The 7602-nt window shown below is 61.3% G+C and carries 6 protein-coding genes; all 6 read left to right on the top strand.

All coding sequences use genetic code 11. The features are described 5' to 3' along the window. Nucleotides 1–205: 205 nt before the first annotated feature. The 6 genes from RMO95_RS17485 (at nt 206) to RMO95_RS17460 (ending at nt 7594) form a co-directional block, all read left to right on the top strand. On the top strand, nt 206–2023 hold the full coding sequence (locus RMO95_RS17485; protein WP_310451938.1) for a PAS domain S-box protein: 1818 nt from the start codon (nt 206–208) through the stop codon (nt 2021–2023). Beyond that, nucleotides 2020–2667, top strand: a complete 648-nt coding sequence (locus RMO95_RS17480) for a response regulator transcription factor (protein ID WP_310451937.1) — start codon at nt 2020–2022, stop codon at nt 2665–2667. Before RMO95_RS17485 ends, RMO95_RS17480 begins: the two co-directional genes overlap by 4 nt. Before the next feature lie 210 nt (nt 2668–2877). Further along, nucleotides 2878–5169: a Sec-dependent nitrous-oxide reductase gene (nosZ, locus tag RMO95_RS17475; protein WP_310451936.1), complete on the top strand. Its 2292-nt coding sequence runs from the start codon at nt 2878–2880 to the stop codon at nt 5167–5169. 108 nt (nt 5170–5277) lie between these two features. Further along, nucleotides 5278–5673 (top strand): c-type cytochrome, encoded by a 396-nt coding sequence (locus RMO95_RS17470; RefSeq protein ID WP_310451980.1) that lies wholly within the window; start codon nt 5278–5280, stop codon nt 5671–5673. Between the two features lie 115 nt (nt 5674–5788). Next, nucleotides 5789–6526: a c-type cytochrome gene (locus tag RMO95_RS17465; protein ID WP_310451935.1), complete on the top strand. Its 738-nt coding sequence runs from the start codon at nt 5789–5791 to the stop codon at nt 6524–6526. A gap of 93 nt (nt 6527–6619) precedes the next feature. Continuing rightward, complete coding sequence (locus RMO95_RS17460) at nt 6620–7594, top strand: hypothetical protein (protein ID WP_310451934.1); 975 nt, start codon at nt 6620–6622, stop codon at nt 7592–7594. Nucleotides 7595–7602 lie beyond the last annotated feature (8 nt).

The following is a 7602-nucleotide window of genomic DNA, read 5'->3' as shown; positions in this document are numbered from 1 at the left end:
GGTTTGCGCGCCAAGACCTACCTGGAGCAAAACGGCGCCAAGAAGGTCAAGTGAGTCAGATCCCCGGCGCTTGCGCCGGGGATGCTATTCCCTGACAGGATGAGATAGATCAAAGCAGGTCCGCGGGGGCAGAGTTAGTCTGCCCCCGTTTGCTTTTTAGAGGCGGAATCGCATCGACCAATGATTTCGATCCGTTGAAGTGATTGTGCGCAAGCTAACCCTGATCGTCGGCCCCGCCGCGCTCGCCCTGGCGATTGCCTTGTGGACAGCGCTGGCGATTTTTTCCTTGTGGACCCAGCGTCAGCAACTGAATCGCACCGCGACCGCGCTGGCCAAGATCGACGCCATCGCCAATCTGCGCAAGGACATGGCGATCCGCAAGTGGGCCGATACGCTGGGCGGCGTTTACGTCAATGAAGCGAAGATACCCAACCTCGGATCCCTGGACGAACAGGAGCGCATGGCGGTGACGCGGGGCACCGGCGAAAACCTGACGCTGGTTTCGATCGCGCCCATCCATATACTGCTGGCAATTCAGGAGATCAGCCAGAAGACCTATGGCACCAAGGAGCGGCTGACTTCGCTGCAACTGCGCAATCGCGCCAACGCCCCGGACGAATGGGAAACCAACGCGCTGAAGGCCTTGCAGGGCGGTGCCGAAATGGCCACCGAGTCCATGCCGAAGAAGGCCGGCGGCCACGGCCTGTTGCGCGTGATGATACCGATGAAGATGGACGAAGAGTGCCTGGAATGCCATCGCGATACCCTGATTCCGGTCGGCGGCCTGCGCGGCGGCGCCAGCATATCGATCGATCTGAATACCTACCGCACCGCGCAGGAACCCACCTGGCGCACCATCCAGTACTGGCATTTCGGCATCTGGCTGCTCGGGCTGACGACCATCTATGCCTTCTGGTTTGTCGCGCGCCGCCGCACGGTGGAACAGGCGAGGCTGGAAGCCGATCGGCGCGAGAACGAAACCGCTTTCTCGGCCATGGCCGAGGGTGCCGTGATCACCGACGCCGAGGGCCGCATCCTCTGGGTCAACGATGCGTTCTGCGCCATCTACGGCTATACCCGTGCCGAGGTGATCGGCCAAAATCCGCGCATTCTCAAGTCCGGTCGCCACGATGCGGCTTTTTACAGCGAGTTCTGGCGGCAATTGATCGAAACCGGCCACTGGCGCGGCGAAGTGTGGAACAAGCGCAAGACCGGCGAGATATTTCCCGAGGAACTCTCGATCCAGGCACTGCGCGGTCCCGACGGCCGGATAGTGCGCTTCATTTCGATTTTTTCCGACATCACCGAACGCAAACGCAACGAAGACGAATTGCGCAAGCAGCGACAGCAACTGGTGGAATCCGAAACCCGGCTCAGGGATCTGGCCGAGTTCCTGCAGACCGTGCGCGAAGAGGAGCGGGCCCGTATCGCGCGCGAGCTGCATGACGAGATGGGACAGGCGCTGACGGCGCTGCGCATCGACCTGGGCTGGCTGCGCAACAAGTGCCAGCCGCTCGGCGCGCCCGCGGTCGAGCGCGTCGGGACGGCGCTTGGCGTGGTCGAACACAGCATCGTTTCCCTGCGCCGCATTTCCGAGGATTTGCGCCCGGCCATGCTCGACAGCCTGGGCTTGGCAGCCGCCGTCGAGCATCACGTCACGCAGTTCTCGGAGCGCACCGGCATTGCCTGTCGCCTGAACATGAACCGCGAAGAATTCGAACTCGACGACCGCCTGGCGACGACGGTATTCCGCATCGTCCAGGAGACCCTGACCAACGTCGCCCGTCACGCCGGCGCCAGCGAAGTGACGGTGCGGATCGACGAAGTCGATGACGGCATTCGCCTGACCATACAGGACAACGGCCGCGGCATTTCGGATGCCAAGGACAAGAAGACATTCGGCCTGCTCGGCATGCGCGAGCGCATCGCCATGCTCGGCGGTCGCCTGGAAATCCATAGCCGGCCCGGCAAGGGTACCCGCATCGCCGGTTGGCTGCCCCATCAGAAGGCAACAGCAACATGATCAGAATACTTATCGTCGATGACCATGCCATCCTGCGGGCCGGGCTCAAGCATCTGCTGTCCGAATCCGCCGACATCGTGGTGGCGGGCGAGGCCGGAAACGGCGTCGATGCCCTGGCCTTGGCCCGCAGCGGCAGCTGGGATGCGATGGTGCTGGACATGACCATGCCGGGCAAGAGCGGTGTCGAGTTGATCAAGCAGATCAAGGCGGAAAATCCCAAGCTGCCGGTGCTCGTGCTCAGCATGTATGCCGAGGATATCTATGCAGTTCGTGCGCTGCGCGCCGGCGCCTCGGGTTACCTTTGCAAGGACAATGCCGAGACGCAACTGGAGCAGGCCATACGCAAGGTGGCGGCCGGCGGCCTGTATATCAACCCGGCGGTGGCGGAGAAGCTGGCGGTCGAAGTTCTCGGCACCACGGGAACCTCGGCCGAGGTTCTGCCGCACACCCGCCTCTCCGACCGTGAATACCAGGTGCTGCGCCACATCGCCGCCGGCCTCGGCGTCACCGAAATCGGCAGGCTGCTGAATCTGAGCGTGAAGACAGTCAGCACCCACAAGGCCCATGCCATGAGGAAAATGGGCTTCGCCAACACCTCGGAACTGATCCAGTACGCGCTGCGGCACGATCTGCTGGATCAATAGGGCGACCAGTTTCCCGTGGGGTAGGAATCGTCCTATGCCTGCAGGGCGGATTCCTATGGGATAAATCATCCGCCGCCGACTTGCACCGTGGCCCCGCGAAGCGGATCATTCGCGCAGTGCGTCAATTCGCCGCAGCGACACCACGTCGCGCAGCACCGGGGCGGCGGTTGCCAGTGGCACTGGGATTCAAACATGAATGGGAGCAATCGAATGAAATCACATGGCAAACGGACAGCCTCGTGGCTAATAGCGGCGGGGTTGGGGCTGGCGGCGGGCGCGGCGTGGTCGGCGGACAGCCTGCAGGACGTGCTGAAAGCGCGGGGTTTGAGCCAGCAGGACCTGCTGGCGGCGGCGAAGACCTATGTACCGACCGGCAAGCGGGATGAATTCGTCGCCTTCAGCTCGGGCGGACAGTCGGGGCAGGTCATCGTCTATGCGATCCCCTCGATGCGCATCCTCAAATACATCGGCGTGTTCACGCCGGAACCCTGGCAAGGCTACGGCTTCGACGAAAGCTCGAAGAAAGTCCTGGCCGGCGGGAAGATCGACGGCAAGGACATCACCTGGGGCGACACCCACCATCCGGCCGTATCGGAGACCAACGGCGAGTACGACGGCCAGTTCCTGTTCATCAACGACAAGGCCAACCCGCGCCTGGCGGTAATCGACCTGCGCGACTTCGAAACCAAGCAGATCGTCGTCAACCCGATCTTCAAGTCCGAGCACGGCGGCGCCTTCGTCACCTCCAATACCGAATACATCATCGAAGCCGCCCAGTACGCTTCGCCGCTGGAGAACAAGAAGTTCTTCCCGCTCGAAGAATTCAACGAGAAATACCGCGGCGGCGTCACCTACTGGAAATTCGACCGCAAGGAAGGCCGCATCGACGTCGCCAAATCCTTCTCGCTCGAACTGCCGCCCTACTCGCAGGACCTGTCCGACGCCGGCAAGGGCCCGTCCGACGGCTGGTCCTTCACCAATTCCTTCTGTACCGAGCGTTACGTCGGCGGCATCGAGAAAGGCCGTCCGCCGTACGAAGCCGGCTGCTCGGCGAAGGACACCGACTACCTGCACGTGATCAACTGGAAGAAGGCCGCCGAACTGGTCGCCGCCGGCAAGGCCAAGAAGATCAACGGCCACAACGTGCTGATGATGGAAACGGCGATCAAGGAAGGCATCCTGTTCCTGGTGCCCGAGCCCAAGTCGCCGCACGGCGTCGATGTGACCCCGGACGGCAAGTTCCTCACCGTCGCCGGCAAGCTCGACACCCACGTCTCGGTGTATAGCTTCGAGAAGATCCAGGCCGCGATCAAGGCCGGCAAGTTCGAATCCAAGGACCCCTACGGCATCCCGGTGATCAGCATGAAGGACGCGCTGCACACGCAGGTATCGCTGGGCCTGGGTCCCTTGCATACCCAGTACGACAGCAAGCAATGCGTGGCCTACACCTCGCTCTACGTCGACTCGCAAGTCGCCAAGTGGAACTACTGCGAAGGCAAGGTGCTGGACAAGATCAGCGTGCACTACAACATCGGCCACCTGATGACCATGGAAGGCGACTCGACCAAGCCGGCCGGCAAGTACCTGGTGGCGCTGAACAAGCTGGCGATCGATCGTTTCGTGCCGGTGGGCCCCCTGCATCCGCAGAACCACCAGCTGATCGACATCAGCGGCGACAAGATGCAGCTGCTCTACGACATGCCCGTGCCGCTGGGTGAGCCGCACTACGTGGTGGCCATCGACGCCAAGAAGCTGAAGCCGGCGGTACGCTACAAGGTCGGCACCGACAGCCGCACCGACAAGCCGCATCCCGGCGCCGTTCGTGCCGGCGAGGAGAAGGTCGTCAAGAAGGGCAACAAGGTCGAAGTCTTCGCCACCCTGATCCGTTCGCACATCACGCCGGAAACCATCGACGTCGATATCGGCGACGAAGTGACGATCAACCTGACCAACCTCGAGCGGGCGCAGGACGAGACGCACGGCTTCACGGTCTCGACCTACAACGTGCATGCCTCGGTCGAACCGGGCAAGACGGTCCAGGTCAAGTTCAAGGCCGACAAGGAAGGCGTCTATCCCTACTACTGCACCGAGTTCTGCTCGGCGCTGCACCTGGAGATGCAGGGCTACCTGCTGGTCAAGCCGAAGGGCTGGAAGCCGACCAAGACGACGCTGGCCAAGGGCAACTACACGGAAGCCGACTACAAGGCGACGGTGAAGAAGGTGGCCGACACCCAGGCCATCATCGACTCTGTGGTGGCCTACATCACCAGCGTCAATTACAAGGACTTCCCGGATGTCGTGGCGATGGTGGAAGACGCCTTCGACCAACTGGGCAAGACCAAGGGCCTGAAGGAGAAGCATGAAGGCTTTGCCGCCAAGAAGGATTGGGAAAACGCCAACCTGTGGGCCGAGCAGATCTGGCAGTACCAGGTCAAGACCGCCGACCTCGGTTTGCGCGCCAAGACCTACCTGGAGCAAAACGGCGCCAAGAAGGTCAAGTGAGAAGTCAAGTGAGCCGACTCCCCGGCGCTCCGCGCCGGGGAGCCTATCCCCTGACGGGATGAGATAGATCAAGGCGGTTGCGGGGAAAGTTGAGTACCTTTGTCATACATGCTGGATTCGGGGCGCTGCCTGCGTTCGCAGGCAGCGCCCAACCTTAAACTCCGCTGCGTTGTGTTTTTTACGAAAGGAATGACAATGAAATTTGGATTGATTCTCGCGGCGGTCGCTGCCGTTTCCTTCGCCGCGCCGGTTCTGGCCGATGGCAAGGCGCTTTACCTGGAAAAGACTTGCGTCGCCTGTCACGGCAAGGATGCAAAGAAGCCCTTGACGCCGGAATATCCGAGGCTGGCGGGACAGAACGCCAAGTACGCCGAGCGGCAGATGCTGGACATCAAGAGCGGTGCGCGCGCCAATGGCAATGCGGCAGCAATGAAGGGCGTCATGCACCTTGTATCCGAAGCGGAAATCAAGGAGCTGGCGAAGTATCTCTCGGAGATCAAATAGCCGGATGAGCGGCACTGCGTTGTGCAGGCAAACACAGGCTTTGATGGATATCAATGAACTCTTATATACCTGTGCCACCATGACTCGGCCATTAAATACTGACAAGGAAACCAAAATGTACAAGGCATTGACACTCGCGCTCTCGATGGCGCTGATTCCCGCATTCGCAATGGCCGGGCCGCCGCCCGAAAAGAAGGCCGGCATCGAATCCAAGGACTACAAATGGAACGCCCAGGAGGGCGAGAAGATCGAGGCTCTGCAGAAGAAGGGCGACCCCAAGGCCGGCAAGGAAGGCTACGAGGTCTGTGGCGCCTGTCACCTGCCTTCCGGCGCCGGGCGCTCCGACGGCACCTTCCCGCAGCTGGCCGGTCAGCACACGACGGTGCTGATCAAGCAGATGGCCGACATTCGCGCCGGCCTGCGCGACAACCCGACCATGTATCCGTTTGCCAAGGAATTGGTCGACGCGCAGGAACTGGCCAATGTCTCGGCCTATATCGAGAAACTTTGCATCCCGGTCGATCATGGCAAGTACGAGGGTGCCGACGCCGCCAAGCAGGTTGCCGACGGCAAGACGATGTACGAGAAGGAATGCATCGAATGCCACAAGGCCAACGGCGAGGGCGTCAAGGACAAGTTCTATCCCGTTCTGGCAGGTCAGCACTACAAGTACCTGCTGCGCCAGATGACCGAGATCCGCGACGGCAAGCGCCGCAACGCCAATCCGGACATGGTCAAGATCATCAAGAAGTACGATGACAAACAACTGGTGGCGATTTCGGCCTATCAGTCCAGCCTGAGCATGCCCGGATCGATGTGCAAGCCCGCAGCCAAGGGCGGCAAGAAGAAGTAAGCGGCCGTTCCGGGGCTTCCGCGCTCCGACCCCTGCCGGGGCGCGGAAAACCTCCAGCCGGCCCGCAATCCACTCCCCCATACAGAGAACAAAATGCTAGACCAAAAAAAGCAGAACCTGCTGATCCGAGGCCTGACCCTGGTGGCACTGGTGGCCTTGATCGCCGCCTACTTTGCGCCGATATGGTGGGTTTCGCTGACGGCGCCGAATTACCCCAAGGACGCTTTTCCCGACGGCATTCGCATCCACTTTCACTTCAACGGCGTGTTCAACGGCTGCACGGCGGTCGGCAAGGGCACCCGCATGGGCAACGAAACCCTGCAGGCCGACGTGGGTGAGGACACCCCTCGCTACAATCCGATCCTGGACAAGGACAAGGACGTGAACAAGGAGGCGAAGAGCCTCGACTGCGTCCACGAAATGAATACCATCAACCACTACGTGGGTATGTACCCGATCGACACGGGCTCTCCGGTCGAATTGCGCTTGTCGAAGTTTCTTTTCGGCTGGTTCGCCGTCATGCTGCTGGGATTCATGGCGACCGAGCGCAGGAATCAACTGAAGATTCTCGGCATCGGCTTCGCGGCGGTTGCCGCCTGGATGGTGGTCGACCAGGTCGTCATGGGTCAGCTGGACGCCTTCGCTGCCCACTACTATCACGAGGCGAGCACTTTCTTCAATCAGCCCGACGTCCTGGACCGCTGGAAGGCCAATCTGATACTCGCCACCCAGGTGTCGATGGTAGGGATCATCGCGGCGATGCTGATCGTCCTGCTGGGGGTCTGGAAGATTCCCCGCTTCTCGTTGCTGCTGCCCTTGGCGCCGGCCCTGCTGCCGCTCTTCTTCGTCATCGACTATGCCGGCTGGCTGTGGTTCTTCGGCCACAACATGCACCCCTGGGGCGCTTTTACGGTCAAGCCATTCATGCCCACCGTGTTCGGCGAGGGCAAGGTGGCGCAGTTCTCGACCTTCTCCTATCCCTACTGGGGCTATGCGCTGCTGCTGATCGTGTTCGGCTGCCTGATGATGGCGCTGCTGCTGCGCCGCCGGCAGATGCGCGAGTCCTAGGGTGTCGC

It is taken from the genome of Sulfuritalea sp., assembly GCF_031426875.1.
Lineage (GTDB): Bacteria > Pseudomonadota > Gammaproteobacteria > Burkholderiales > Rhodocyclaceae > Sulfuritalea.
The sequence above is the reverse complement of the archived record's forward strand: the minus strand, read 5'-3'. Positions and strand labels throughout refer to the sequence as shown.